Below are 25139 nucleotides of genomic sequence, written 5' to 3' on the forward strand. Positions count from 1 at the left end.
GTTCGGATCCTGCGCGCGCGTCCGCGGAAGACGCCACGTTCATGCGGCCGAACGGGCCGCGACTATAGCATCGGCGAGCCCGAGCGCCCCCTCGAGGTTGTCGGTGCGGAGGGCGATCTCGCGCTTGTGGCCCGTGTAGACGACGGTGTCGGCGAGCTCGCGCAGCGCCCGCAGCTCCTGCGAGCCGAGCACGAGCGGGCCGACCGTCGCACGGCCGCCGCGATAGACGAGGTAGTCGGCGCCGATGCGCGCGAGCTTCAGCTTCGCCTCCTGGATCGCGAACAGGTTCTCGACGGGCTCGGGCAGCGGCCCGTAGCGATCCTCGGTCGCGGCCCGCAGCTCACGCAGCTCGTCGTCGTGCTCGACGAGCGCGAGGCGGCGGTGCAGGTCGATCTTGAGCGCCTCGGAGGCGACGTAGGCGGCGGGGATGAACGCGTCCACGCGCGCGTCGACGCGAACCGGGCGGACGGCGAGGCGCCTCTGCCCGGACAGCTCCGCGACCGCCTCGTTGAGCATCTCGACGTAGAGCTCGAACCCGAGCGCCGCCACGTGCCCGGACTGCTCGGCTCCGAGCAGGTCGCCGGCGCCGCGGATCTCGAGGTCGCGCATCGCGATCTGGAAGCCTGCTCCGAGCTCGGTGTGGTCGGCGAGCGTGGCGAGCCGGGCCCGCGCCTCGGGCGTGAGCTCCGACGCATCGGGGTAGAGGAGGTAGGCGTGCGCGGTCACATCGGAGCGGCCGACGCGTCCACGGATCTGGTAGAGCTGGCTGAGACCGAGCGTGTCCGCACGATCGACGACGAGCGTGTTCGCCTGCGGGATGTCGATGCCCGACTCGATGATCGTGGTCGAGACGAGCACGTCCGCGTCGCCGGCGAGGAACGCGTGCATCCGCTCCTCGAGCTCTCGCTCTCCCATCTGGCCGTGGGCGACGAGGAAGCGCAGGTCGGGGCACAGCTGCTGCAGCTTCGCCTGCACCTCGTCGATCGACTCGACGCGGTTGTGCAGGTAGAAGGACTGGCCGCCGCGGGCGTGCTCGCGCTCGAGCGCGCTCCGGATCAGATCCTCGTCGTACTCGCCGACGGTGGTGCGGATCGGGCGCCTGCCCTCGGGCGGGGTCTCGATGATGGAGATGTCGCGCAGGCCGGACAGCGACATGTGCAGGGTGCGCGGGATCGGCGTGGCCGAGAGGGCGAGCACGTCGACCTCGAGGCGCAGCGACCGCATGAGCTCCTTCTGGGCGACGCCGAAGCGCTGCTCCTCGTCGAGGATCACGAGCCCGAGCTCCTTCGGGATGACGTCGCGCGAGAGCACGCGGTGGGTGCCGACGAGCACGTCGACCTTGCCCGCCGCGAAGTCCGCGAGCACCTTCCTCGTCTCCGCCGGCTTGCGGAAGCGCGAGACCATCTCGACGTTGACGGGAAAGTCGCGGTAGCGCTCGCGGAACGTGTTCCAGTGCTGCTCGGCGAGGATGGTGGTGGGGCACAGCACGAGCACCTGCTTGCCGTTCACGGCGACGGCGAACGCGGCTCGAACGGCAACCTCGGTCTTGCCGTACCCGACATCGCCGCAGACGAGGCGGTCCATCGGCCGGCCGGACTCGAGGTCCTCCTTGACCGCCTCGATCGCGCGCGCCTGGTCGTCGGTCTCGCGGTACGGGAAGGACGCCTCGAGCCGCTCGAGCCACTCGTTGGAGAGGTCGAACGTGACGCCCTCGGCGCGCTGGCGCTGCGCGTACAGCGAGAGCAGCTCGCCGGCGAGCTCGCGCACCGACTCGCGCGCGCGTGACTTGAGGTTCTGCCAGGCCTTGCCGCCGAGCTTCGAGAGGGACGGCGCCCCGGCGTCTGCGCCGATGTAGCGGGAGAGCTTGCCGAGCTGCTCGTGGGGCACGTAGAGGCGGTCCTCGCCGCGGAACGCGAGGAAGAGGTAGTCGCGCGTGACACCTGCGACCTCCTTCGTCTCGAAGCCGAGCAGCTTGCCGACGCCGTGATCCTCGTGCACGACGTGGTCGCCGACGCGCAGGTCGGCGAACGTGGCGAGGGCACGTCCGAGCCTGACGTCGGCGCGCGGGGGCTTCTTGCGGAAGACCTGCGTGTCGGGCAGCAGCACGAGGCCGAGCTCGCGCCACACGAAGCCGCGCCTGGCCGTCGAGACGGCGAAGCGCACGCCCGCCTCGCGCGGCAGCGCCTCGCCGTCGGCGAGCATGCCGGTCGTGACCTTGCGCAGCAACGCGTCCTGTCGCAGCGCCTCGCCCCTGTGCGGGAACGCGACGACGACACGGTTACCGGAGCGCACGAAGCCGGCAAGCTCGTTCTCTGCCTCGGCGAGGCCGCGAGCGGCGATCGCCGGCCGCTGCGCCTCGAACTGGAACGCCTGACCGCGCGGGAACGGGTCGAGCTCCGCGGCACCGTCGAGCGACGGCGGCGGCAGCCCCTCCTCCTCCCAGACGGCGCGCACGTCGTCCGGCTGCCAGACGACGTCGGGCGGGCGGTCGACCGGCGCGACGAGGTCGTCGGGCGCCGGGGCGGCGTGCACGTCGCCCCGGGAGTCGGGCGGTAGCGCGGCCTCGACGAGGTCGCGCCGGCGCTCTGCGGCGGGATACACGTCCACGTCCGCGACCGGATGCAGAGCCCGCTGCGTGAACGGCGAGAACGCCCGCACCTGCTCGATCTCGTCGCCGAACAGCTCGACGCGCAGGGGCTCGCGGCCGGTCGCCGGGAACACGTCGACGATGCCCCCGCGGACGGCGAACTGGCCGCGTTCCTCGACCCGGTCGACGCGCTCGTAGCCGCCGAGCACGAGCGCCTGCGAGAGGCCGTCGATGCCGGGCTCGTCCCCGACCCGGAGGCGGACGGGCCGAGGGCGCTGCGCCGCGGGCGGCATCCCCTCGGCGAGGGCGGCGGCGGACGCGCACACGAGCCCCCCGGCCGCGAGCACCGCGAGCGCGCGGGCGCGCTCGCCGACGAGGTGCGGGGGCGGCTCGAGGCCCGACGCGAGCGAGACGCCGCGGCTCGGCAGCAGCGCGACCGCGTCGGCGCCGAGATACCAAGAGACGGCGTCCGCCGCGTCGCGGGCGTCGGCGTCCTCGGCGAGCAGCACGAGAATGCCGCGCCCGAGCTCTTCGTGCAGCGTCGCGAGCAACAGCGGCAGAGCGGGCTCGGAGACGCGCGCGCGGGCAGGCCATGCCTTCACGAACGCCTGGAAGCGCTCGTTGGCGGCAAGCTCGGCGATGAAGGCGTGAAGCGGAGTGCGGTCCATGCAGATGGCGGGACACGGGCCCCGCCGGGCCATCGTAGCCGCGTGCGGCGGCCCCGATCGCTCCCGCGCTGCGGCAGCGATCAGTTGTAGCGCTTCTGCGTGGCCTCGAGGCCGTCGTGGACGATCGACTCGACCGCGTCGGCCGACCGCGCCACGAGCGCGTCCGCGTCGTCTGCGGGCGCAAACGGCGAGAGCACGTAGTCCGCGACGGGACGGGGGTCGCCGCGCTGCGGCCGGCCGACGCCGACGCGCAGCCGCAGGAACTCCTGCGTCCCGAGCGCCCGCGCGATCGACCGCAGGCCGTTGTGCCCGGCGAGGCCGCCGCCCGCCCGCGCCTGCAGCCTGCCGGTGGCGAGGTCGACGTCGTCGTGCACGACGAGGATCCGCTCGGGCGCCACCTTGAAGAAGCGTGCGGCGGCGGCGAGCGAGCGGCCGGAGTCGTTCATGTACGTCTCCGGCTGCAGCAGCGCCACGCGCGCGTCCCCGAGGCGCACCTGCGCGAGCCTGCCGCTGTGCTTGCCCTTGAACGCGCCCGCGTGCCGCCGTGCCAGCTCGTCGACGACCATGAAGCCGACGTTGTGGCGGTCGTGCGCATGCTCGCGGCCCGGGTTGCCGAGGCCGACGACGAGTAGGTCCAGCGTCGAGGCCCCCTCGGCCCGACGGCGGAGCGGCAAGGACTACTCCCCGGCTTGGGGCTCGTCGGCGGCAGCCTCTTCCGAGGCGCCCTCCACGGATGCCGCGGGCGTCTCGCCGCCTACCTCGCCCTCGGCTTCCGCGCCCTCTTCGAGGCCGCGCGGGGACGTGCAGTTCGCGAGCACCGTCTCGGGGTCGTCGAGGAACGTGACGCCCTCGAGCGCCGGGAGGTCGCTGAGCCGCAACAGCTCGCCGAGCTGCAGCGCGGAGAGGTCGACCTCGATGAACTCCGGGACGTCCGCGGGCAGCGCCTCGACGGAGAGCTCGCGCGCGACCTGCTGGACGACGCCGCCCATCTTGGAGCCGGGAGACTCGCCCGCCAGGTGCACGTTCACCGTCGCCTGGATCGGCTTGTCGAGACGGACCTCGTGGAAGTCGACATGGGTGATCGTGCCCTTCACCGGGTGCCGCTGGTAGTCCTTCAGCACCGCGTGGTGCGGGGTCTTCTGGCCGTCGATCACGACGTCGACGATGCCGTGCAGGCCCGAGGGCCCCGTGAGCGCGACACGCAGCTCGCGCTCGCCGACGACGAAGGGCTTGTTGACCTTGCCGTAGAGCACGCCCGGGATCATCCCCTGCCTGCGCAGGCGCTTGGTGTTGCGGCTGCCGATCTGGTCGGCACCCCGCTGCTTGACCTCGAGTGTGATCCTGTCCTCGGACACGGCGGCGAAGTGTAGCGAATGCCTACGGCCGCTCTCGCGGCACTGCGACGGCGCCGGTTAGAGTCCGCTCGTGCTTCGCCCGCACCCGCCCCGGCGCACCCGCCCGACCGCGGCGCCGTGTTGACCGCGCCGACGCTCGTGCGCACTCCCGACGGGCGCACGGTCGCCGCGCGGGCGGCGGGGCCGCGCTCGAGCCGGGCGCTGTACGTGGTCGACGGCACGCCGTCGGGCGGAGTGCTCAACCCCATGTTCGTCGAGGCGGCGACCGCGCTCGACCTCGCGTGCGTCACGCACGCGCGCCCGGGCTACGGCGACTCGACGCGGCAGCCGGGGCGTGCGGTGGCGGATGTCGCCGCGGACGTCGCTGCCGTGGCGGCCGCGTTCGATCTCGACACGCTGCACGTCGTCGGCTGGTCGGGCGGCGGACCGCACGCGCTCGCCTGCGCCGCGCTGCTGCCGGGACTCGTGCGCTCGGCCGCGACGCTTGCGGGCGTCGCGCCCTGGCAGGCGGAAGGGCTCGACTGGCTGGACGGCATGGCGGCCGAGAACGTCGCCGAGTTCGGCGCCGCGCTCGAGGGAGAGGAGGCGCTGTTCGCCGCGCTCGACGCGCAGCGCGACGCCCTCGCGAACGTGACGGCCGCCGACGTCGCGGCCGCGCTCGGCGGCCTCGTCGCGGGCGTCGATCTGCCCGCGCTCGAAGGCCGCCTGGGCGAGTGGCTCGCGGCCACGTTCCGCGAGGCGGTGCGCACCGGCGTGCGGGGGTGGGTCGACGACGACCTCGCGTTCATCCGCGACTGGGGCTTCGATCTCGCCGGCATCCGGGTGCCTGTGTCGGTCTGGCAGGGCGACCAGGATCTGATGGTGCCGCTCGCCCATGGCGCCTGGCTCGCCGGCGCGATCCCCGGCGCGAGATCGCGACTGATCGAGGGCGAGGGGCACCTCTCGCTCGCCCTCCTCTGCCGGGCGATCGTCGCCGAGGTCGTCGGCGCCGCCCCGTAGAGGCAGGTACTCCCAGGGGATCCCCGTCTGCAACACGAACAGGTTTCCGCTCACGACCGTGCGGTCGTCGAGCCGCAGGCAGCTGGGCACCGGCGCGTGTCGCCGAAGCGCTCGCCGTCGCCACGCCAGACGCCCACCCGAGCAGCCACCTCACCCCGTCAAAGATCGTGCGATGCAGCCCGGACCCTTGACACGACCGCCTCCATATCAGTTCTTTCCGAACAGCGAATGGGGGACCTCACGAGGATCCGGAGCCGTATCGTTTTCGTGGACCTCGCGGACGATCACGGTCGTAGAGTCGATCGAGGATGTATGGCGTCCGGGACGAGCGCGCGCTCGTGCGCGGCGCGCAGCAGGGTTCCGTCTCGGATCTCGAGGCGCTGTTCCGCCTGCACTGGCGGCGCGCCTTCCGCGCCGCCTACCTGGTGGTTCACGACGCGGCGGCGGCGGAGGACATCGCGCAGGAGGGGTTCCTGGCGGCCGTGCGTGCGCTCGATCGCTTCGACGGCCGGCGTCCGTTCGGGCCGTGGCTGCACAGGATCGTCGTGAACCGGGCGATCGACCACGCACGCGTCCGTGCGCACCGCGCCGAGTTGGATCTTCCGGAGTCGGTGGCCGCGGCTGAGGCGCCGCCGGCGCCGGACGGGTCGCTGCTGGCCGCGATCGCGGCGCTGCCGCCGGAGCAGCGGGCGGTCGTCGTGCTCCGCCACCTGCTCGAGTACACGCCGGGGGAGATCGCGGAGCTGCTCGAGCTGCCGCGCGGGACCGTCAACTCGCGGCTGCGGCGGGGGTTGGACGCGTTGGGGGAGCGGGTGTCGTGAGGCGCGAGCTGGAGCGGGTCGAGATCCCGGGCGAGCACGAGGCGCGCGAGCGGACGCTCGCCGTCGTCCGGGCGGCGTTCGCCGAGCGCGAGCCGCTGCCGCGGCGGCGCAGGCGGCTGCGGCCGGTGCTCGCGCTGGCGCTCGCCGGCGCGGCGCTCGCCGGCGCGGCAAGCGCGCCGGGTCGTTCGGTTCTCGGAGGCGTGCGGGACGCGCTGCTGCCGGTGCGGGTCGAGCGGGCGCAGCCTGCGCTGTTTACGCTGCCGGCGTCCGGCCGGCTGCTCGCCTCGTCGTCTGCCGGCGTTTGGGTCGTCGAGGCGGACGGGTCGAAGCGGCTGCTCGCCGGCTACCGGGAGGGTTCGTGGTCGCCGTTCGGCCGCTACGTCGTCGCGGCGCGGCGGAACGAGCTCGCCGCGCTGGAGCCCGACGGCACGGTGCGCTGGACGCTCGCGCGCCCGCGCGTCCGCTTTCCGCGCTGGACGGGCACGCCCACCGACACGCGGATCGCCTACCTGTCGGGGAGCCGGCTGCACGTCGTCGCCGGCGACGGAACGGACGACGTCGACGCGGGTGGGTTGCCCGCGGCGGCACCGGTCGCTCCGGCCTGGCGATCGCGGCCGCCGGGTGCGCGCACGCTTGCGTACGTCGACACGCGCGGGCGGGTGAGCTCGTACGAGCCGGTCGGCGGCGCCGAAGTGTTCCGAACGCCGCGCCTGCCCGACCCGCGAGCGCTGGCCTGGTCGCCGAACGGGACGCTCGCGATCGCGACCCGTGCCGGTGTCGTCGTCTACGCGGGCGGTAGGCGGATCGCAGAGCGGCGCGTGACCGGCGTCGTCGCGGTCGCGTTCGCGCCCGACGGGAGCCGCCTGGCCGTGCTGCGCCGGAACGAGCTGCTGCTCTACCGCCCGCGCCTGCGCACGCCGCGGCGCCTGTTCGCCGGTGGCGGCCGGCTGGCCGGCCTCGCCTGGTCGCCCGACGGGCGCTGGCTGCTCGCCGGCTGGCCGACCGCCGACCAGTTGCTGTTCGTCCGCGCCGCCGGACGGCAGCGGATCGTGGCCGTCTCCAACGTGGCCGCGCAGTTCCGCTCGTCGTCGTTCCCCCGGATCGAGGGCTGGTGCTGCGCGCCCTGATCCTTGTCGCGCTCGCGCTGCTCGCCGCCGGCGGAAGCGCGGCGGCGCCGGCGAGCGGGCTGCGGCAGCTGGCCGTCGTGACGCTCGAGGGCGAGGATCGGGTGGCGTTCGTCGATCTCGCCCGTGGGCGGGTGCTGCGCAGGCTCGCGGTCGCGCCCGGCCCGCACAACCTCGACGCGACCGGCGACGGGAGGATCGTCGCGCTGACAAGTCCGCCGTCCGGCCGGGTGACGATCCTCGACGGCCGCCGCCTGCGCGTGCTGCGCGTCGTCTCGGGCTTCGGCTCGCCGCACGACGTCAAGCTCTCGCCCGACGGGCGCACCGCCTACGTGCTCGAGGAGGCGCGCGGGACGCTGGCCGTGCTCGACACCGGGACGGGCCGTGTGCTGCGGCGCTTGCCAGTCGGTATGGGCGCGCACGACGTCGCGGTCGGCGACCTCGCCTGGGTAACGCACGGGGCGCGCGACGTGCCGCTGACGCTGCTCTCCCTCTCTCCGCGCCCGCGCCGGCCAGCGCCGAACGGGACGCTGGCAGCGGGAGGGGCGGCGCACGACATCGACCGCGCCCCGGACACCGCCGACGTGTTCGTCACCTTCTGGGAGTCCGGCGTCGTCACGCGGATACGCACCGGCGGACGGATCGGCCGGGTGCTCTGGCGCAGGCGGGTCGGGACGCTGACGCACCACCTCGCCTTCGACCCCTACTCCGGACGCCGCCTGTGGGTCACCGACCGTGCCGGGCGCGTGCTGCTGCTCTCCGCGGACACCGGACGCACGCTGCGCTCGTTCACCGGCTGCCCCGGCCCGCACCACGTCGCGGTGCTCTCCAGCCGCGCCGCGGTCGTCGCCTGCAACGCGAGCGGCACGCTCGCCGTCTTCGACGCGGCAAGAGGTCGCGTGCGCTCGCTGCCCGTCGGCCAGGGGCCGCACGACCTCGCGGTGGTACAGGTGCCGTGAAGCTCTTGGTCGCCGCGCTCGCGGTCGCGCTCGCCGGGGCGGGCGGGGGCGACGGGCGCACGTTCGTGAACGGCGTCTACGGCCACACGCTGCGACTGCCCGCGGGCTGGCAGGCGCGGCTCCAGCCCGGCACCGGACTCACGAACGCCTCCACCTACCGCGTTTCCGATCTCGGTGCGTTCTACGAGCGGCCGCCGGCCGGCCAGGTGCGGATCGTCCTCTACGACGACGGTCGCGGGCGCTGCCCGCGCGGCTCGTTCCGGCGCGGAGAGCGAATCCGGCTCGGCCCGCGCTCCCGGTTCGAGGGCTACGGCGTCGGCTACAACGTGCTCCTCTGCCTGCGCGACCACAGCCTGCAAGCCTTCGTCAAGGCCGGCCGCGACGTACGGCCGGCACGGCTCGCGCAGGCGCGGGACGTGCTCGCGAGCGTGCGCCTGACCCGCCGCGCCGACGAGGTCGCGAACATCCACTCGGCGCGCATGCTCGGGCGCTCGCAGCTCGGCCGGCCGATCCGGATCTGGCGGATCGGCAACCCGCGGGCGCGTCGGCGGGTGCTCGTCGTCGGCTGCATCCACGGCAACGAGTGCGCCGGGAAGGCGGTGACCGCGCGCCTGCTCGCGCTGACGCGGCCGCTCGCGCTCGACCTGTGGGTGCTGCCCAACCTCAACCCGGACGGCGCCGCGCTCGCCGTGCGCCAGAACGGCCGCGGCGTCGACCTCAACCGCAACTTCGGCGCCATGTGGAAGCCGATCGGCCGGCACGGCAGCCCCCAGTACGCCGGCCCGCGCCCGTGGTCGGAGCGGGAGACCCGGATCGCCCGCCGGCTGCTCGGGTCGCTGCGGCCGGACGTGACGATCTGGTTCCACCAGCCGCAGGCGCTCGTGCGCGCCTGGGGGCCGAGCGTGGCCGCCGCCCGTCGCTTCGCCCGTCGCGCCGGCCTGCCCTACCGCTCGCTGCCATGGCCGAACGGGACGGCGGCGAACTGGCAGAACCACCGCTTCCCCGGCGCGGCCGCATTCGTCGTCGAGCTGTCGCCCGGCCCACTCGCGCCCGGCGCCACTGCCACTGGTCGCTATGTGGCCGCGATCCTCGCCTCCTAGCTTCGCGTTCGCATTCCCCTACCGACGGCATGTCAGACTCCGAACGTGCGCTGGCAGATCCGTCCGCAGGCGTTCGTTCCGGTGGCGCTGCTGCTCGCGCTCGGTTTCGTTGCGGCCGGGTGCTCGCGCGCGGTCCCCCGCTCGCACCCGGACATAGGGGGGGCGAGGGAGTTCAAGGCGTTCCCGCTGTACTGGCTGGGCGAACGGTTCGAGAAGTGGAACCTGACCGCGATCGAAGGCATCGACCGCCCGGCGCAGTTCGTGACGCTGATCTACGGGACATGCACGCCGCACGGCGGAGAGCAGCCGAGCTGCACGCCGCCGCTCGAGATCCAGGTCTCCCCGCTCTGCTGGCACCTCGAGGCCGTCGCGCGTGCGCCGATCTGGAAGCATCGGCGGATCCGCGGTGCCCCGGTCGGGACGATCCACAGCGCGCCGGTGCTGTTCACCAGCGGCGCGAAGGTCAAGGTCTACCGGGGAGAGGGATCGGATCCGGGCCTGCCGCTGCGAGCGCTGCACGTGCTTCGTTCGCTCAACCGCGTTGCGCCGCTGATCGCTCCGGCGGCACCGATCCCAGCCCCGGCCGCGGGGGTCCTCGACGGAACCCGTCCATGTACCCGGTGAGCGCCGGCCGCGCGTCACCGTATCCACCTCGCTCCCGTTTGCGCGCTAGCGGACGACGATCGTCCGCACGACGGGCGGCGGGATCATGAATCCCTGCGGCGCGCCGTTCGGGATGATCAGCCGCCACTTCCCCGCCCGCGGGAACGTCACGACGGCGCGCCAGCTGTCCGGAGCAACACGCGCGACCGGCACTCCGAAGCCGTCGCGCGGAATCCTTGCCTTGGCGCGGCTCGAGTCGCCCGTGACGACTCCGACGACGTCGTACCAGGACTTGCCCGGGGCGACAGCGATCAGCTTCAAGTCGTAGGCGAGTTCGCGCTCCGCGCGGAGCGTGACCGTCACCGGCTGGCCGACGCGGGGCTTGCCGTCCCCGACGGTGAGCCACATCCTGAGCTTGGCGCTGGCCGCCGGTGCGACAGAGAGCGCGACGAGCAGCGCGACCGCGACAAGTATCTTCGCCTTCACGCTCGATCTACACCGCCCGCGCACGGCCGGTTCTTTCCCGCGCGTCAAGGTGCGTGACCACGTGACGATCCTGCCCTTGGATGCAGCGCGGCCTCGAGCTCGGCCCTGTCGTCGAACGGGTGCTTGACGCCGGCGATCTCGTGCGTCGTTTCGTGGCCCTTGCCGGTGACGAGGATGACGTCGGCGGAGCGGGCGAGGGTGGCGGCGAGCTCGATCGCGCGGCGCCGGTCGAGCTCGACGTGCACCACGCGGCGCCGGGCCGGGGGGACGCCGGCGAGCATCGCTGCGACGATCGCGAGGGGTCTTCGGAGCGGGGGTTGTCGGAGGTGAAGATCGGCAGGTCGGCGGTGGCGATCTGCGCGCCCATCGCCGGCCGTTTCTGTCTGTCCTTGTCGCCGCCGCAGCCGCCGACGACGATCAGCTTGCCGCCCGGCCGCAGCCTCCGCGCGGTCGCGAGGGCGGCGCCGAGCGCGGCCGGGGTGTGGGCGTAGTCGACGAGGCCGAGCACCGGGCCGGAGGCGACGCGCTGCATGCGGCCGGGTGCGCCACGCAAGAGCGGGACAGCCTCGATCACCCGTTCGATGTTCTCGCCGAGCAGCGTCGCGGCCGTCACGGCGGCGGCGAGGCTGCCGGCGGTGTGCTCGCCGAGCAGCCTGGTGCGCACGCGGTGAGGTCCGATCCGCATCGCCATGCCGTGTTCGTCGCAGCGGCGCAGCGACCACGGCAGCAGGGCGTCGGCGCCGGTGCCGTAGAAGGCGACGCTCGCCCCGGTTGCCGCGACCATCGAGCGCCCGCGGGCGCTGTCGGCGTTGCCGAGGGCGAAGGCGGAGGCGGGGAGGTCGGCGTGGAAGCGCCGCTCGACCGCGGCGTAGCTCTCGAGCGTGCGGTGGTAGTCGAGGTGGTCGTGGTCGAGGGTGGTGAAGACGCCGCCGTCGAAGTCGACCGCGGCGGTCCGGCGCTGGTCGATCGCGTGTGAGGTGGCCTTCATGAAGCAGTAGCGGCAGCCGGCGGCGACCGTCTGCGCCAGCAGGCGCTGCAGCTCGACGGGCACGTAGGGGACGCCTCGCTCGCGCAGCAGGGCGGCCACCTGCCGCGGCAGCTCGTCGGCGCCGACGACCGCGGAGCAGCCGTCGCGGGCCGCGTCGGCGACGAACGCGTGGCCGTCGACGGTCGTTCCCTTGCGGGCGACGAAGAGCGCGCCCGGCCCGGCGGCGCGCGCGTCGCCGACGGCATGTGCGATCCGCACGTCGCGGTCCGCCGCCGGAACCGTCTCGATCAGCTCGGACAGGCGCATCCCCGGAGATACGGGTGGGCCAGCTCGCCGGGTCCGCGGGACTCGGAGCGGCACGGTGGACGTATTCGGATCGTGCGCGTTCCTGCGATCGTGGGTGACCCGCGTCCTCCGGCTGCGTCCGGCGGGCTGCTCGCAGCGGCGCTCGCCGACCTACGCGTCGACTTCGACCAGCTTCTTTCTCTCTGTCGCAGCGCCGAGGCCGACCTGGAAGCAGCCGAGGTCGAACTCGGTGCGGTCGCCCTGCACGAGGCGACCCGGGAGCTGCTGGCACGGCAGCGTCTGTCCTCCCGCCGGCGCTACCGTGCCGCCGGGGAGCGTCTGCAGTCACTCCGCGCGCTCGCCGCCGAGGGGGCGCCGTCGCCGTCGCTCGTCGGCGAGCTCGCCACGGAGAAGCGGTCGCTCGCCGACCTGCTGCGGGCGGAGCAGGCGCTGCTGGCGGCGCTGGTCGGCGCCGCCGACTGGCAGTCGCCGTCGTTCCTGCACTCGACCCTGCCGGCGGCGGGCAGGCAGTGCGGCCGGATCAGGCCGCACTGGAACGACTACAAGCGCGACCGGCACCTGGACGCCGACGCCTACGAGCGCCGCTACCTGCGGGCGATGGTCGACGGGCCAGCCGGGCTGCGCGCGCTGCTGACGAGCTGCGGGATGGCCGCCTTCACCACTGTGCTCTCGTTCCTGCAGCTGGAGAGGAGGCTCGAACGGCCGGTGCTCGCCGGCGCAGGGCTCTACCACGAGAGCAGGCTGCTGCTCGAGAAGGCGCTGCCCGGTCGCGTCCAGCTCGTCGACGAAGGAGACAACGGCGCGCTCCTGCGGTCAATCGACGAGCTCCGCCCGAGCGCCGTCTTCCTCGACTCGCTCTCGAACACGAAGTGGATGCCCGTGCCTGACCTCGCCGCCGTGCTCGAGCGCCTGCGCGGCAGCGACACGTACCTGGTCGTCGACAACACCGGGCTGTCGGTTGCCTGCCAGCCGTTCGCGCTCGCCGGCGGGCCGGTCAGGTTGATCGTGTTCGAGAGCCTGCTCAAGTACGCGCAGCTCGGGCTCGACCGCGCGAACGCGGGCGTGATCGTCGCACGGCGCGGCGACGCCGAGCTGCTGGCGGGCTACCGCGAGCACCTCGGCACGAACGTCGCCGACGTCGCCGTGCACGCGCTGCCGCGACCAGACCGGCCGGTGCTCATGCGGCGGCTCGCGCGTCTGCAGCGGAACGCGCTGATCCTCGCCGAGCGGCTGGGCGAGCAAGCCCAGGGGTCGGTCGAAATCGTCTACCCCGGCCTTCCGGGGCATCCGTGCGCTCGTGCTTCGCGGCGGCTCTCCTTCCGCGGCGGCTGCCTGTCGATCGTCTTCCGCGGCACGGACGCGTCGTTGCGGCGGGAGCGCGCGCTCGTCGAGGCGGCGGTGGCCGAGGCGGCGCGCCGTGGCATCGCGCTGCTCGCTGGCTCGAGCTTCGGCTTCGACACGACCCGGATCTACCTGACCGCGGCACGCGCCGAGTGCGGCGAGCCGTTCGTCCGCGTCGCCGCCGGCAGCGAGCACCGCCTCGAGCTCGAGACGCTCGCAGCCGCGCTCGCGGCCGCAGTCCAGAGGGTCGGAGAATGATCCCGCTCCGGCTCGGCGAGATCGGCACGGCGACCCTCGTGCTTGGCGATCCCGAGCCCACGATCACGAGCGTCGCCGCCGACTCGCGGCTCGCCCGGCCGGGGACGGTCTTCGTCTGCCTGCGCGGCTCGCGCCGCGACGGGCACGGCTACGCACTCGACGCGGCCGCGCTGGGCATCGTCCTCCTCGTCGCCGTCGGCCCGGGGGCGCGCGCCTACCTCGACGGCGGCGCCGGTCGCATCCGCTGCTGCTGGCTTCCCGACCTGGCCGCCGCCCGGTGGGAGCTGCCGGCGCTGCTGCAGCCCGGCGAAGCCGTCCTGCTGAAAGGCTCGCGCTCGGCGCGGCTCGAGCTGCTCGCGGAGGAGCTCGCACGGTGAGGCAGCCGGGCAAGACCCCCGTTGTTCCCGTCGAGCTCACCGTTCGCGGTCGCGGACGGACCGTGTACCTGAAGCTCGAGGGCGCCAATCCGTACGGATCGCTCAAGGACCGCACGGCGGCGAGCCTGGTCGACGGGCTCGAGCGGCGCGGCGCGCTCGAGCCGGGCTCGGTCCTCGTCGAGTCGACCTCGGGCAACCTCGGCGTCGCGCTCGCCGCGATCGCCCGGCGGCGCGGCTACCGCTTCGTCGCCGTCGTCGACCCGAAGACCACACCCGAGAACCTCGCGCAGCTACGGCGCCTCGGCGCCCGCATCGACTGCGTCGAGACGCCGGACGAGGCGGGCGGCTATCTGCTCGCGCGGCTCGAGCGGGTGCGCGAGCTCTGCGCCTCCGGCGCGTTCGTCTGGCCCGACCAGTACTCGAATCCCGCCAACCCGCGCGCGCACGAGCAGGGCACGGCGCCCGAGCTGCTCGACCAGCTGCACGGCGACCTCGACGCCGTCTTCGTGCCCGTCTCGACCGGTGGGACGCTCGCCGGGCTCGCCCGCTGCTTCCGTCGCGACAGTCCGGCGACCCGCATCGTCGCGGTCGACGCTCGCGGCTCGGTCGCGCTCGGCGGCCGTCCCGGCACGCGGCTGCTCACAGGCATCGGCGCCAGCCGCCGCTCCTCCTTCCTCACCGCCGACCTCTACGACCAATCCGTTCTCGTCGGGGACGCCGAGGCGTTCGCCTTCTGCCGCGCCCTTGCCGCCGGGACAGGGATCAGCGTCGGCGGCTCGAGCGGCGCCGCGCTCGCCGCCTGCGCACGCCTGCTCGCCCGCGACCCAGACCTGGTGCGCGTCGCCTGTCTCTGCCCCGATCGCGGCGACCGCTACGCCAGCACGATCTACGACGACGGCTGGCTCAGCCGCAACGGCATCGACCCCGGCTCGCTCGAGCGCGGCCCGGTCGAGGCGATCGGCCGCGAGCGCGCGCCGCTCGCCGCCGTCTGACGTGGCCGCCGATTCGATCCTCTACCTCAGCGGCCGCGAGGTGGCGCGCGCACTGGAGACGATCGACATCGTCGAGGCGGTCGCCGCGGCGCTCGCCGCGCACGCCCGCGGCCAGTCGGTCTTGCCGGCCGAGGCGTACCTCGCCTGGAGCCACGCCGGCGAGACGCTGCGCAGCCTGAGCATGCCCGGCATGGTCGACGGCCGCGCCGGCGTCAAGATCATCAACGCGAACCCGGCCAACCCCGGCCGCGGCCTCCCGCGCGCGAGCGGCCTCACCCTGCTCTTCGACAACGAGACGGGCAGACCGCTCTGCATCATGGAAGCCGCGCGCATCTCCTGCCTCCGCACCGCCGCCGTCACCGCGCTCGCCGCCGACCTCCTCGGCGCAGCCCCGATCGAACGGCTCGCGATCCTCGGCGCCGGAGCCCTCGCACGCTGCCACCTCGAGCTGCTGCCGAACCGGCTGCCCGACCTGCGCGAGATCCGCCTCCACGACCTCGACCGCGCGCGGGCCGCCGCGCTCGCCGCGGCTGCCGCCACAGCCCTCGTCTGCGACTCGGCCGAGCAGGCGATCCGCGGCGCCCAGCTCGTCGTGCCGCTGACCACGGCCACCTCCGGCTACATCCACTACGACTGGCTCGATCCCGGCGCGCTCCTCGTCAACGTCTCGCTCGACGACCCCCTCCCGGAGGTGGTGCTGCGCGCCGGCAAGCTGTTCGTCGACGACTGGCCGCTCGTCGCCGCCGACGAGCGGCGCCTGCTCGGGCGCCCGCACCGCGCCGGCCAGATCCGCGGCCCCGACGCACGCGACGCCGCGACGGCAACCGGGTCCCGGCTGATCGACGGCGAGCTCGGCGAGCTCCTGATCGGCACGCGCCAAGGCCGATCCCGGCCGGACGAGGTTATCGTCGTCAACCCGTTCGGGCTCGCGATCGAAGACGTCGCGGTCGCCGACCGCGTCTACCGGGAGGCGCGCAGGCTCGGGCTCGGCACGGCCCTTGACCGCTGAGGCAGCTCACCGCGTCGGCCAAGATCAACTGTGACATTGTCAGCCGGGTCTTGCGCCAAAGCTCTCCGGCGAGGGCTCGACGATCCGGAGCGTCGCGTTCACGTTCAGGGCAGTGGAACCTCGGCGGCGCCAGCGTGGTAAGAGTGTGTGATGAGGCGGCTGGTCGTTGCTCCTCTTGCCACAGCCGCGATTCTCGCTGCGACCGCGGGTGTCGCCGAGGCGGCCGCTCCACGGATCGTCATCTTCAGCGGCACGCCGCTCGCGCAGCAAGTCGCGGAATGAGTAGCAGGTAATGAGTAGCAGAACGGCTCAGACGCCCTGCCTGAGCCGTTCGCGCTAGAAGAGCTGGTTCTCGCCCGCGAAGATGGCCGAGACGGAGTCGTCGGAGAAGACGTTGTGGATCGTCTCGGCGAGGATGCCGGCGACCGACAGCACCTCGACGTTGTCGGGCTTGGCGAGCAGATCGATCGGCACCGTGTCGGTGACGACGAGCTTGTCGATCTGGCTCGCGGCGATGCGCTCGAGCGCCGGCCCGTTGAAGAGCCCGTGCGTGGCGCACGCGTACACCCGCACGGCGCCGGCCTCCTTGAGGGCGGTCGCTCCCGCCACGAGCGTGCCGGCGGTGTCGACGACGTCGTCGGTCATGACGGCGACCTTGCCCTCGACGTCGCCGATCACGGTCGTGACCTTGGCCTCGTTGTGGGCGGGGCGCACCTTGTTGAGGATGACGAGGTCGCCGCCGATCATCTCGGCGAACTTGCTCGCGAGCTTCGCACGGCCGGTGTCGGGCGAGACGGCCGCGAGACCCTCGCCGAGGTTGAGGTCGCGGATGTACTGGGCGAACATCGGTACCGCCGTCATGTGGTCGACGGGAATCTCGAAGAAGCCCTGCACCTGTCCGGCGTGCAGGTCCATCGTGAGCACGCGGTCGGCGCCGGCGGTCTGCAGCAGGTCGGCGACGAGCTTCGCCGTGATCGGCTCGCGCGGCCGCGACTTCTTGTCCTGGCGCACGTAGAAGTACCAGGGGATGACGGCGGTGATCCGCTTCGCGGAGGCGAGCTTGGCGGCGTTGATCATGATCAGCAGCTCCATCAGGTGCTGGTCGACCGGGATCGAAGCGGTCTGCACGATGAACATGTCGGCGCCGCGGATCGACTCCTCGTAGCGGCAGTATGTCTCGCCGTTGGCGAACGTCTTGATGGTCACCTGCCCGAGCTCGCAGCCGAGGAGCTTCGCGATGTCGCGGGCGAGGTCGGGGTTCGAGCGCCCGGAGACGAGCGTCAGCCGCTTGTTCGGGGTCACCCCGATCGCGCGGCCGACGGTCGCGGGGCCGGGACCGGCGTGCCCGCCCAACCCCGGCAGCGTCTGCTCAATCGTCCCGCTTTCCACCTCGACCCTCCTTGATCGTCTGTCTCGGCGGGAATCCGACGAGTGCGTTGTCGGGGACGTCGTCGGTGACGACCGATCCGGCCGCCGTCCACGCGTCGTCGCCGATCGTGACGGGAGCGACGAAGATCGTGCCGACGCCGACCTTGACGTCTCGCCCGATCTTCGTTCTCTGCTTCTTCGACCCCTTCTTGTGCGGCAGGTTGACGGTGATCGATCCTGCACCGACGTTCGTGCGCTCGTCGATCTCGGCGTCGCCCATGTAGGAGAGGTGCGGCACCTTCGCGCCCTCTGCCAGGCGGGAGTTCTTCAGCTCGACGAACGTTCCCGCCTTGGAGTTCGGCCCCAGCACTGTCCCGGGGCGAAGGTAACAGAACGGCCCCACGAGCGCACCTTCGCCGACGACGGCGTCGACGACGACCGCGTGTGGGCCGATGCGCGCGCCCGGCGCGACGCGCGTCGCGCCTTCGAGGACGGTGAACGGCCGCACGACCACGTCGGCCGCGATCTCGACGGCGGGCTCGATCCAGGTGCTGGCGGGATCCTCGATCGTGACGCCGGCGAGCATGTGGCGCTCGTTGATGCGGTCGCGCAGGACGGCTGCCGCGGCTGCGAGCTCCGCGCGCGTGTTGATCCCTTCCGTCTCGGCTGGGTCGGGAGCGACATGGACGGCGACGCGGTGCCCTGCCTGGACGAGGTCGCGGACGGCGTCGGTGAGGTACAGCTCGCCCTGTGCGTTGACCGGCGTGAGGCGTTCGAGCGCAGGCCACAACAGGTCGGCTCGGAAGACGTAGATGGACGAGTTCGCCTCGGGAATCGCCAGTTGCTCGGGGGTCGCGTCGGCGGCCTCGACGATCGCCTGCAGGTCGCCGTCGCGGTCGCGCACGATGCGCCCGTAGCTGCGGATGTCGGCCGGGAGGAACGAGAGCACCGTGGCGGCGGCAGCCCTGGAGCGGTGCGCTTCGACGAGATCGGCGAGCAGCCCGGTGGTGAGAAGCGGCGTGTCGCCGGAGAGCACGAGCACCTCGTCGGCGCCGGCGAGCGCCGCGCGCGCGCTCCGCACCGCGTCGCCGGTGCCGAGAGGCCGCTCCTGCACGGCAACGGCGAGGCCGTCGAAGCGGTCGGCGGTCTCCGGCGACGCGACGACGACGAGCGGGTCGGCGGCGAGCGGGCGCGCCGCCTCGACGATCCAGTCCACGATGCGGCGCCCGAGGATCGGATGGAGGTGCTTGGGCGTCGCGGAGCGCATGCGCGTGCCCAGGCCGCCGGCCATCACGACTGCTGCGAGCTTGCGGGATTCGGACATGGTGGGCACGTTTGGCTGGGGCGCCAGGATTCGAACCTGGGATCACGGGACCAAAACCCGTTGCCTTACCGCTTGGCCACGCCCCAGTGAATCGGGACAAGAGTGTAACGGGCGGCCGTGACCTCACACGCCGTGCGCGCGCCGCAGGAGGACGTCAGGCGCCCCCGGCGGTTGGGATGTCGGCCGCGGCGCCGGCGTCGGCGAGCGCCGGCAGGTAGACGGTGAACGTGGCGCCCTCGCCCGGCTCGCTGCGGACGGCGACGCACCCGCCTCCCTGTTTGACGATGCCGTGCACCGTCGCCAGCCCGAGCCCCGTGCCCGACCCGGCCGGCTTCGTCGTGAAGAACGGCTCGAACAGGTGCTGCATCGTCTCCGCGTCCATGCCGACGCCGGTGTCCGAGACGGCGAGCGACACGTACCGCCGCGGCGCGGGCTCGCCCCTGTTCCCGGCCGCCGCGCCGGTCTCGGTCCCGGCTTGGGGCTCGCCGAGAGCGGCGCCCGAGACGTCGATCGTCAGCACGCCCCCGCCGGGCATGGCGTCGCGCGCGTTGAGGACGAGGTTGACGATCACCTGCGAGAGCTGGCTGGCGTCGGCGCAGACGAGGGCGGGGCCGGAGTCCGTGCGGATGCGCAGCTCGATGTCCCCTCCGATCAGCCGGCGCAGCATGTTCTCGAGCTCGGTGACGGCCTGCGCGACGTCGATCGGGGCAGGCCGGATCACCTGCCTGCGGCTGAAGGTGAGCAGCTGTTGCGTGAGCGCCGCGGCCCGCTCGGAGGCGCGCACGATCTCGCCCACGTCGGCGGCACGGGGATCGCCCGGCGCGTAGGTGGAGAGCACGAGCGCGGCATAGCCGCCGACGGCGGTGAGGATGTTGTTGAAGTCGTGCGCGATGCCGCCGGCGAGCTGGCCCAGGGCGTCGAGCTTCTGCGACTGCGCCAGCCGCTGCTCCACCTCGAGCCGCTCGCGGATGTCGCTGAACGCGGCGCAGGCGAACGCGATACGGCCGGAGGCATCGTAGACCGGGGCCGCCAGCATCTCGAGCGGCACGATGCCGTCCGGCCCCTCGAGCTCGAGATCGTCGGCGCGCGACTTCTCACCCGCGAGCGCGCGGGCGAGAGGGAGCTCGTGCGCCGGGTACGGCTCGCCCGATCCGGCGCGGCGGACATCGAGGAGAGGGAGGGACTGCTCGACCGCCGCGCCCGGCGCGGTCACCGGCCCGAGCATCTCGACGCCGGCGGCGTTGACGAACGTCGGCGCACCGGCGGGATCGATCACCAGCACGCCGACCGGCAGCGCATCGAGGATCTGCGAGAGCCTGCTCTCGCTCTCGCGCAGCGCTCGCTGCGTCGCATCCTGCTCGATCGCGATCCCGGCGAGTTGCGTCGCCGTCTCGATCAGCGACAGCTGCTCGTCGTCCGGTAGGGCGGGTCGCGTGTGGTAGACGGCGAAGGTGCCGACCACCCTCCCCTCCGAGTCGGCGATCGGCGTCGACCAGCAGGCGGCGAGACCGGCCGCCAGCCCGGCCTCGCGGTAGTCGTCCCAGCGCGGGTCGACGGAGATGTCCTCGACGACGACCGGCTCGCCGCGGAACGCGGCCGCTCCGCAGGAGCCGGCGCCCGGCCCGATGGGGATGCCGTCGATCGCCTCCACGTAGCTCCGCGGCAGGCTGGGAGCAGCGCCGTGCCGCAGGCGCCCCTCGCCGTCGGCGAGCAGGATGGAGCAGAGGGCGCCGCGCGCCTCCTCCTCGACGAGCAGGGTGAGGGAGGCGAGGATGTGCGCGAGCGGCTCGCGCCGGGCGATCTGCTGCAGAACGAGGCCGTGGCCCAGGGCGCGACGCTCCGCCTTGCGGCGCTCGGCGATCTCCCCTTCGAGGCGCTCGATCACCCGTGCCTCTTCGATCGCCACGGCCGCGTAGGGAGCGAGGTGCTCGACGAGCCTCAGATGCTCCTCCGTGAAGAAGCGGGCCTCCGCCTTGTCCACCGAGTAGACGCCGATCACGCGGCCCTCGATGACGAGCGGCACGCCGATCCAGCTCAGCACGTGCTCGGCGCCGCGCACTCTCTCCCACCGCGGGTCGGCGTGCGCATCCGGCACGAGCAGGCCCGCCCGCTCCGTCACGATCGTGCGCAGAAGCGGGTTGCGCGCCTGGTCGATGGCGATGGCACGGACGGATCGCTCGTCCGTGAAGCGCTCGTAGCCGCGCGCGGCGTGAATCCTGAACACGCCGTCGTCGTCCACGAGCATGACCGTCGCCGAGTCGTACGGCACCAGGCGGGCGACGCAGTCGAGCAGGGCGCCGAGCATCTCCGTCTGGCCGGGCGCCCGCAGGAGCTGCACGACCGCGGACTGCAGGACGTCGACGATGCGCCGGTCGATCATGGTCGGGGAAGCGGAGGAACGTTGGGGGCGGCTCCCACCCCCAGCCCGACATTCGAATGCAGCGTGGGGACGAGAGCGAGCGCGTCGATGGACTGCAATGTAGCCGACGAGAAGGGGCTCAGCCGTCCCGGAAGGGGGCGGTCACCCAGGTTCTGCCTACTGTTCTCAGCGTGCGCGCGGCCGCCTCCGCCCGGCGCTGCTCGAGGAAGAGGCCGTAGACGCTCGGGCCGGCGCCGCTCACGTCGGCGCGGAAGGCGCCATGCTCGAGCAGGGCGCCCGCGAGCGGCGAGGAGGCGAGGTCGTTGCCGGGCAACGTGGCGAGGTCGCGTGCGCGCCGCGCGGCGGCGAGCGCGTCGACGAGCGCGGCGCGCCGCTCCTCGAAGCCGCGCATCCCGTCGCGCTCGTCGAAGCGCCGGTAGACGTCGGCGGTCGATGCCTTGACGGCACCGTCGGGGAGGACGAGCACGACCCAGTAGTCCTGCGGCAGGTCGAGCGGCGCGAGCACGGTGCCGTCCGCTGTGCCGAGCTGGGGCCCTGGGCGCAGGAAGAACGGGACATCGGCTCCGATCTCGGCGGCCACGGCGGCGAGATCGTCGACGGCCAGCGGCTCGGGCAGCATGTCGTTCGCGAGTCGCAGCGCGGTGGCGGCGTCGGAGCTGCCGCCGCCGAGGCCTGCGGCGACGGGGATCGCTTTCGCGATGCGCGCGAGCCAGCGCGGCTCGACGCCCGCCCTGCGTGCGAGCGCCGCGAGCGCCGCGCGCACGATCGTGTCGCCGTCGAAGCCGACGACGTCGAGGACGGGCGCGGCGGAGAGCGAAACGCAGTCTCCGAGGTCGACGCGCTGGAGCACGGTCGCGACCTCGTGCTTGCCGTCGTCGCGGAGGGGCCCGACGACGAGCGAGAGGTTGATCTTGGCCGGAGCAGGCGCCCGTCTCATCGCAGCGCCAGCTCGAGAGCGACGAACTCGGCGGGCTGGAGCGCCTCCGCACGGACGGCCGGATCGTGGCCGATCGCCTCGAGTGCCTGTACCGCCCGCTCGCGCGTCGCGACGCCGCTCAGCGAGAGCGCGTTCGCGAGCGTCTTGCGCCGGTGGCCGAAGGCGCCCTCGACGACGCGGCGCACGTCGTCGAAGCGCTCGGGCAGGCCGACGCGGCGGAACGCGACGAGCGCCGAGTCGACGTTCGGCTGCGGCCGGAACACGGACCGGGAGACCGGGTGGAAACCGGTGCGTCGCGCGGCGAGCTGCACGAGCACCGACACGGCGCCGTAGGCCTTCGTCGACGGGAGCGCGAAGAAGCGGTCGGCGACCTCGCGCTGCACCATCACGCACCAGAGCTCGAGCGACGGCAGCCCGCCGAGGCTCTCGGCCACGATCGGCGTCGCGACGTTGTAGGGGAGGTTCGCGACGAGCTTGCCGGCTGCCGGGCTGAGCGCGGCGAGGTCGAGGCGCAACGCGTCGCCCCACACGAGGCTCACGTTCGGCCGCGCCGCGAGCCCTGCCAGGTGCGGTTCGAGCGAGCGGTCGAGCTCGACCGCGTGGACGTGCGCGACGCGGTCCGCGAGCCGCCGCGTGAGCGCACCGAGGCCCGGCCCGACCTCGAGCACGACGTCGGCCGCATCGAGCTCGGCGAGCCGCTCGATGACGCCGAGGATGTTGTCGTCGGCGAGGAAGTGCTGGCCGAGCGATTTCCTGGCGGCGATGCGGCTCACGGGGCGGGCAGGGCGAAGGCCGCGGTCGCGTTGGCGTCGATCTGCCGCCCGAGCGCGGCCGCGTCGGCGCCGCGCACGGCGGCGAGCGCGGTCAGGGTGTGGACGACGTGCGCCGGCTCGTTGCGCGTGCCGCGCACGGGCTGCGGGGCGAGGTAGGGGCTGTCCGTCTCGGCGAGGATGCGGTCGTCGGGGACGTGCGTGGCGGCTTCGCGCAGCTCGCCGGCCCGGGGGAAGGTGACGTTGCCGGCGAACGACACGTAGTAGCCGCGGTCGATCGCCGTGTCGAGAAGCCCGGGCGCCGAGAAGCAGTGCAGCACGACCGTGCCCGGGAAGCCCGCGAGCATGGCCGCGGTGTCGTCGTCGGCGTCGCGCGTGTGGATCACGACCGGCTTGCCGACTGCGGCGGCGAGCTCGAGCTGGCGCTCGAACAGGCGCCGCTGGGAAGAACGTGGCGCGAGATCGTGGAAGTAGTCGAGCCCCGTCTCACCGACGGCGACCGCCTGTGGGTGCTCGAGCAGCGCTGCGAGCTCGCCGATCTGGCCGGCGGCCGCCCCGGCCTGGTGCGGGTCGATGCCCAAGGCGGCGCAGACACCGGCGTTCGCCTCGGCGATGGCAAGGGCGGCGTGGCACGAGTCGATACCCGTGCCCACGGTCACGATCCGTGTGACGCCGGCCGCGCGCGCGCGCTCGACGAGGAGCGCCGCAGGCTCCTCGCAGGCGTCGAGGTGCGCGTGCGTGTCGATCACGCGGCAGGCGCCGGCGCGTCGAGTCGCGGGAACAGCGGCGGTGCCGCCTCGATTCCCTCGACGTCGCCGGTGCGGCCGTAGGCGACCTCGGCCCATGCGAGCTCGAGCGGCTGATGGAGCGCCTCGAGCACCCGCTCCGCCGTCTCCGGCACGTAGGCGGAGAGGGCGACCGCGACCGCACGGATGCCGTCGACCAGGTCGTAGAGCACGTGGTCGAGCGCGTCGGCCTGCGCCTCGTCCTTGGCGAGCTGCCACGGCGCGGTGGCCTCGACGTAGCGGTTGAGCGCGCGCACCACCTCCCAGATGCGCTCGAGCGCCCCGGTAACGTCGAATGCGTCGAGCCGGGCGGCGACGTCGGCGCCGAGCGGCGCGAGCGCCGCTGCGATGTCGGAGTCGCGCGTGGGCGCCTTCCTGACCGTGCCGTTGCGGTAGCGGGCGACCATCGCCGTCGTGCGTGAGAGGAGGTTGCCGAGATCGTTGCCGAGCTCCCGCTCGTAGCGCTCGTGCAGCCCCTCGAGCGAGGCTGCTCCGTCCTGGCCGAACGAGACCGCCCGCGCGCACCAGAAGCGCACCGGGTCGGCGCCGTAGATCTCGATCAGGTCGAGCGGGTCGACGACGTTCCCGAGCGACTTGGAGATCTTCCGATCGTCGAGGAGAAGATACCCGTGCACGAACAGCTGCCTCGGCGGCTCGTAGCCGGCAGCAAGCAGCATCGCAGGCCAGTAGACACAGTGGAAGCGCAGGATGTCCTTGGCGAGCAGGTGGTGCACGGCGGGCCAGAACCGCTCCACGAGGTTCTCGCCCGGGCGCGCGTAGGTGAGCGCGCTGAGGTAGTTGACGAGGGCGTCGGCCCACACGTACGCGACCGAATCCGTGTCCCACGGGATGGGAATCCCCCACGTCTGGCCGGCCCGGCTGATCGAGAAGTCCTGCAGGCCGCCCTCGACGAAGCTCCGCGCCTCGTTCGCGCGAAAAGCAGGCAAGACGAAGTCGGGGCGCTCGTAGAGCGCGAGCAACTGCTCCTGGAACGACGACAGACGGAAGAACCAGTTGCGCTCCTCGATCCACTCCGGCTCCCGGTCATGCTCTGCGCACTTGCCGTCGACCAGCTCGCCCTCCGTCTTGAACGCCTCGCAGCCGACGCAGTAGAGGCCCGCGTAGACGTCCTGGTAGACGTGTCCGTTGTCGTACAGCTTCTGCAGGAATCCCTGCACGAACCGTTTGTGTTCCTCGTCGCTCGTGCGGATGAAGAAGTCGTTCGAGGCGTTGATGCGTCGGGGCAGCTCGCGCCATGCGACCGCGATGCGGTCGGCGTACTCCTGCGGAGAGAGCCCCTGCTCGGCTGCCACCCGCGCGACCTTCGCCGCATGCTCGTCCACGCCCGTGAGGAAGAACGTGTCGCGCCCGCGCTGGCGCTGGTGACGCACCAGGATGTCCGCCGCGATCGTCGTGTACGCGTGCCCGATGTGGGGTGTCGAGTTGACGTAGTAGATCGGCGTGGTGACGTAGTAGCGCTCCATCTCCGTCGATTCTACGGCGGCGCGCCACCAGGGCCCCGAGTGCGAGGGCTGCGATGACCGGCAGCGGCGGCCAGAGGGAGAACCGGCGGTCACCGCGGGACGCTGCGGCCCGCTGATG

The 25139-nt window shown here is 73.1% G+C and carries 23 protein-coding genes and 1 tRNA gene; 11 read left to right on the plus strand and 13 right to left on the minus strand.

All coding sequences use genetic code 11. The annotated features are described in order from the left end of the window. Positions 1-39: 39 nt before the first annotated feature. From mfd to Gocc_RS12380, 3 genes are all read right to left on the minus strand, one after another. The gene (mfd, locus tag Gocc_RS12370) at positions 40-3255 is read right to left on the minus strand and encodes a transcription-repair coupling factor (RefSeq protein WP_114796878.1); all 3216 of its coding nucleotides are present in this window, start codon (positions 3253-3255) and stop codon (positions 40-42) included. A gap of 80 nt (positions 3256-3335) precedes the next feature. Next, positions 3336-3929 carry an aminoacyl-tRNA hydrolase gene (gene pth / locus Gocc_RS12375; RefSeq protein WP_220150604.1) on the minus strand — a complete coding sequence of 198 codons (594 nt, stop codon included), beginning with the start codon at positions 3927-3929 and terminating at the stop codon, positions 3336-3338. Positions 3930-3932: 3 nt separating this feature from the next. After that, positions 3933-4610, minus strand: a complete 678-nt coding sequence (locus Gocc_RS12380) for a 50S ribosomal protein L25 (RefSeq protein ID WP_114796879.1) — start codon at positions 4608-4610, stop codon at positions 3933-3935. A 117-nt stretch (positions 4611-4727) separates the two neighbouring features. Here Gocc_RS12380 and Gocc_RS12385 point away from each other — a divergent pair, with 117 nt between their 5' ends. From Gocc_RS12385 to Gocc_RS12410, 6 genes are all read left to right on the plus strand, one after another. After that, on the plus strand, positions 4728-5609 hold the full coding sequence (locus tag Gocc_RS12385) for an alpha/beta hydrolase (RefSeq protein ID WP_220150605.1): 882 nt from the start codon (positions 4728-4730) through the stop codon (positions 5607-5609). 308 nt (positions 5610-5917) lie between these two features. Next, a complete protein-coding gene (locus Gocc_RS12390; RefSeq protein WP_114796881.1) occupies positions 5918-6430 on the plus strand; it encodes an RNA polymerase sigma factor in 513 nt (170 codons plus the stop codon). Beyond that, entirely contained in the window at positions 6427-7557 is a 1131-nt protein-coding gene (locus Gocc_RS12395) for a WD40 repeat domain-containing protein (protein WP_114796882.1), read from the plus strand. Before Gocc_RS12390 ends, Gocc_RS12395 begins: the two co-directional genes overlap by 4 nt. Further along, positions 7542-8513 (plus strand): YncE family protein, encoded by a 972-nt coding sequence (locus Gocc_RS12400; RefSeq protein ID WP_114796883.1) that lies wholly within the window; start codon positions 7542-7544, stop codon positions 8511-8513. The genes Gocc_RS12395 and Gocc_RS12400 overlap by 16 nt, the downstream gene beginning before the upstream one ends. Further along, complete coding sequence (locus Gocc_RS12405) at positions 8510-9613, plus strand: M14 family metallopeptidase (protein ID WP_114796884.1); 1104 nt, start codon at positions 8510-8512, stop codon at positions 9611-9613. The genes Gocc_RS12400 and Gocc_RS12405 overlap by 4 nt, the downstream gene beginning before the upstream one ends. Before the next feature lie 45 nt (positions 9614-9658). Beyond that, positions 9659-10237: a hypothetical protein gene (locus Gocc_RS12410; RefSeq protein WP_114796885.1), complete on the plus strand. Its 579-nt coding sequence runs from the start codon at positions 9659-9661 to the stop codon at positions 10235-10237. A gap of 45 nt (positions 10238-10282) precedes the next feature. Here Gocc_RS12410 and Gocc_RS12415 read toward each other — a convergent pair whose 3' ends face one another. After that, the gene (locus Gocc_RS12415; protein WP_114796886.1) at positions 10283-10702 is read right to left on the minus strand and encodes a hypothetical protein; all 420 of its coding nucleotides are present in this window, start codon (positions 10700-10702) and stop codon (positions 10283-10285) included. A 7-nt stretch (positions 10703-10709) separates the two neighbouring features. Further along, positions 10710-11996: a Mur ligase family protein gene (locus Gocc_RS12420; RefSeq protein ID WP_114796887.1), complete on the minus strand. Its 1287-nt coding sequence runs from the start codon at positions 11994-11996 to the stop codon at positions 10710-10712. A gap of 72 nt (positions 11997-12068) precedes the next feature. On the opposite strand from Gocc_RS12420, the gene Gocc_RS12425 reads away from it, so the two are divergent. From Gocc_RS12425 to Gocc_RS16970, 5 genes are all read left to right on the plus strand, one after another. Then, positions 12069-13595: a PLP-dependent transferase gene (locus tag Gocc_RS12425; protein ID WP_181813651.1), complete on the plus strand. Its 1527-nt coding sequence runs from the start codon at positions 12069-12071 to the stop codon at positions 13593-13595. Next, complete coding sequence (locus Gocc_RS12430; RefSeq protein ID WP_114796889.1) at positions 13592-13972, plus strand: Mur ligase domain-containing protein; 381 nt, start codon at positions 13592-13594, stop codon at positions 13970-13972. Before Gocc_RS12425 ends, Gocc_RS12430 begins: the two co-directional genes overlap by 4 nt. Continuing rightward, complete coding sequence (locus Gocc_RS12435) at positions 13969-14964, plus strand: pyridoxal-phosphate dependent enzyme (protein ID WP_114796890.1); 996 nt, start codon at positions 13969-13971, stop codon at positions 14962-14964. Before Gocc_RS12430 ends, Gocc_RS12435 begins: the two co-directional genes overlap by 4 nt. Before the next feature lies 1 nt (position 14965). Continuing rightward, positions 14966-15973, plus strand: a complete 1008-nt coding sequence (locus Gocc_RS12440; RefSeq protein ID WP_114796891.1) for an ornithine cyclodeaminase family protein — start codon at positions 14966-14968, stop codon at positions 15971-15973. 150 nt (positions 15974-16123) lie between these two features. After that, on the plus strand, positions 16124-16255 hold the full coding sequence (locus Gocc_RS16970) for a hypothetical protein (protein ID WP_281268457.1): 132 nt from the start codon (positions 16124-16126) through the stop codon (positions 16253-16255). A gap of 54 nt (positions 16256-16309) precedes the next feature. Here Gocc_RS16970 and Gocc_RS12445 read toward each other — a convergent pair whose 3' ends face one another. The 8 genes from Gocc_RS12445 to metG all read right to left on the minus strand — a co-directional run bounded on the left by Gocc_RS12445 (position 16310) and on the right by metG (position 25021). Then, on the minus strand, positions 16310-17275 hold the full coding sequence (locus Gocc_RS12445; RefSeq protein ID WP_114796945.1) for a ribose-phosphate diphosphokinase: 966 nt from the start codon (positions 17273-17275) through the stop codon (positions 16310-16312). A 67-nt stretch (positions 17276-17342) separates the two neighbouring features. After that, positions 17343-18665: a bifunctional UDP-N-acetylglucosamine diphosphorylase/glucosamine-1-phosphate N-acetyltransferase GlmU gene (glmU, locus tag Gocc_RS12450; RefSeq protein ID WP_114796892.1), complete on the minus strand. Its 1323-nt coding sequence runs from the start codon at positions 18663-18665 to the stop codon at positions 17343-17345. A gap of 12 nt (positions 18666-18677) precedes the next feature. Then, positions 18678-18751 (minus strand) — tRNA-Gln (locus Gocc_RS12455). Between the two features lie 68 nt (positions 18752-18819). Continuing rightward, positions 18820-21045: a GAF domain-containing protein gene (locus tag Gocc_RS12460; RefSeq protein WP_114796893.1), complete on the minus strand. Its 2226-nt coding sequence runs from the start codon at positions 21043-21045 to the stop codon at positions 18820-18822. A gap of 118 nt (positions 21046-21163) precedes the next feature. After that, positions 21164-21982, minus strand: coding sequence for a 4-(cytidine 5'-diphospho)-2-C-methyl-D-erythritol kinase (locus tag Gocc_RS12465; RefSeq protein WP_114796894.1), 819 nt, complete (start codon positions 21980-21982; stop codon positions 21164-21166). After that, on the minus strand, positions 21979-22755 hold the full coding sequence (gene rsmA / locus Gocc_RS12470; protein ID WP_114796895.1) for a 16S rRNA (adenine(1518)-N(6)/adenine(1519)-N(6))-dimethyltransferase RsmA: 777 nt from the start codon (positions 22753-22755) through the stop codon (positions 21979-21981). The genes Gocc_RS12465 and rsmA overlap by 4 nt, the downstream gene beginning before the upstream one ends. Further along, the gene (locus tag Gocc_RS12475; protein ID WP_181813652.1) at positions 22752-23501 is read right to left on the minus strand and encodes a TatD family hydrolase; all 750 of its coding nucleotides are present in this window, start codon (positions 23499-23501) and stop codon (positions 22752-22754) included. Before Gocc_RS12475 ends, rsmA begins: the two co-directional genes overlap by 4 nt. Further along, positions 23498-25021: a methionine--tRNA ligase gene (gene metG, locus Gocc_RS12480; protein WP_114796897.1), complete on the minus strand. Its 1524-nt coding sequence runs from the start codon at positions 25019-25021 to the stop codon at positions 23498-23500. The genes Gocc_RS12475 and metG overlap by 4 nt, the downstream gene beginning before the upstream one ends. Between the last annotated feature and the right edge of the window lie 118 nt (positions 25022-25139).

The organism is Gaiella occulta (assembly GCF_003351045.1).
Classification (GTDB): Bacteria; Actinomycetota; Thermoleophilia; order Gaiellales; family Gaiellaceae; genus Gaiella; species Gaiella occulta.

Bases quoted from the DNA above. Each gene is read 5' to 3' on its own strand.
- metG (WP_114796897.1), bottom strand. From the start codon at position 25,021: ATGGAGCGCTACTACGTCACCACGCCGATCTACTACGTCAACTCGACA.
- Gocc_RS12420 (WP_114796887.1), bottom strand. From the start codon at position 11,996: ATGCGCCTGTCCGAGCTGATCGAGACGGTTCCGGCGGCGGACCGCGAC.
- Gocc_RS16970 (WP_281268457.1), top strand. From the start codon at position 16,124: ATGAGGCGGCTGGTCGTTGCTCCTCTTGCCACAGCCGCGATTCTCGCT.
- Gocc_RS12465 (WP_114796894.1), bottom strand. From the start codon at position 21,982: ATGAGACGGGCGCCTGCTCCGGCCAAGATCAACCTCTCGCTCGTCGTC.
- Gocc_RS12390 (WP_114796881.1), top strand. From the start codon at position 5,918: ATGTATGGCGTCCGGGACGAGCGCGCGCTCGTGCGCGGCGCGCAGCAG.
- mfd (WP_114796878.1), bottom strand. From the start codon at position 3,255: ATGGACCGCACTCCGCTTCACGCCTTCATCGCCGAGCTTGCCGCCAAC.
- Gocc_RS12460 (WP_114796893.1), bottom strand. From the start codon at position 21,045: ATGATCGACCGGCGCATCGTCGACGTCCTGCAGTCCGCGGTCGTGCAG.
- Gocc_RS12430 (WP_114796889.1), top strand. From the start codon at position 13,592: ATGATCCCGCTCCGGCTCGGCGAGATCGGCACGGCGACCCTCGTGCTT.
- glmU (WP_114796892.1), bottom strand. From the start codon at position 18,665: ATGTCCGAATCCCGCAAGCTCGCAGCAGTCGTGATGGCCGGCGGCCTG.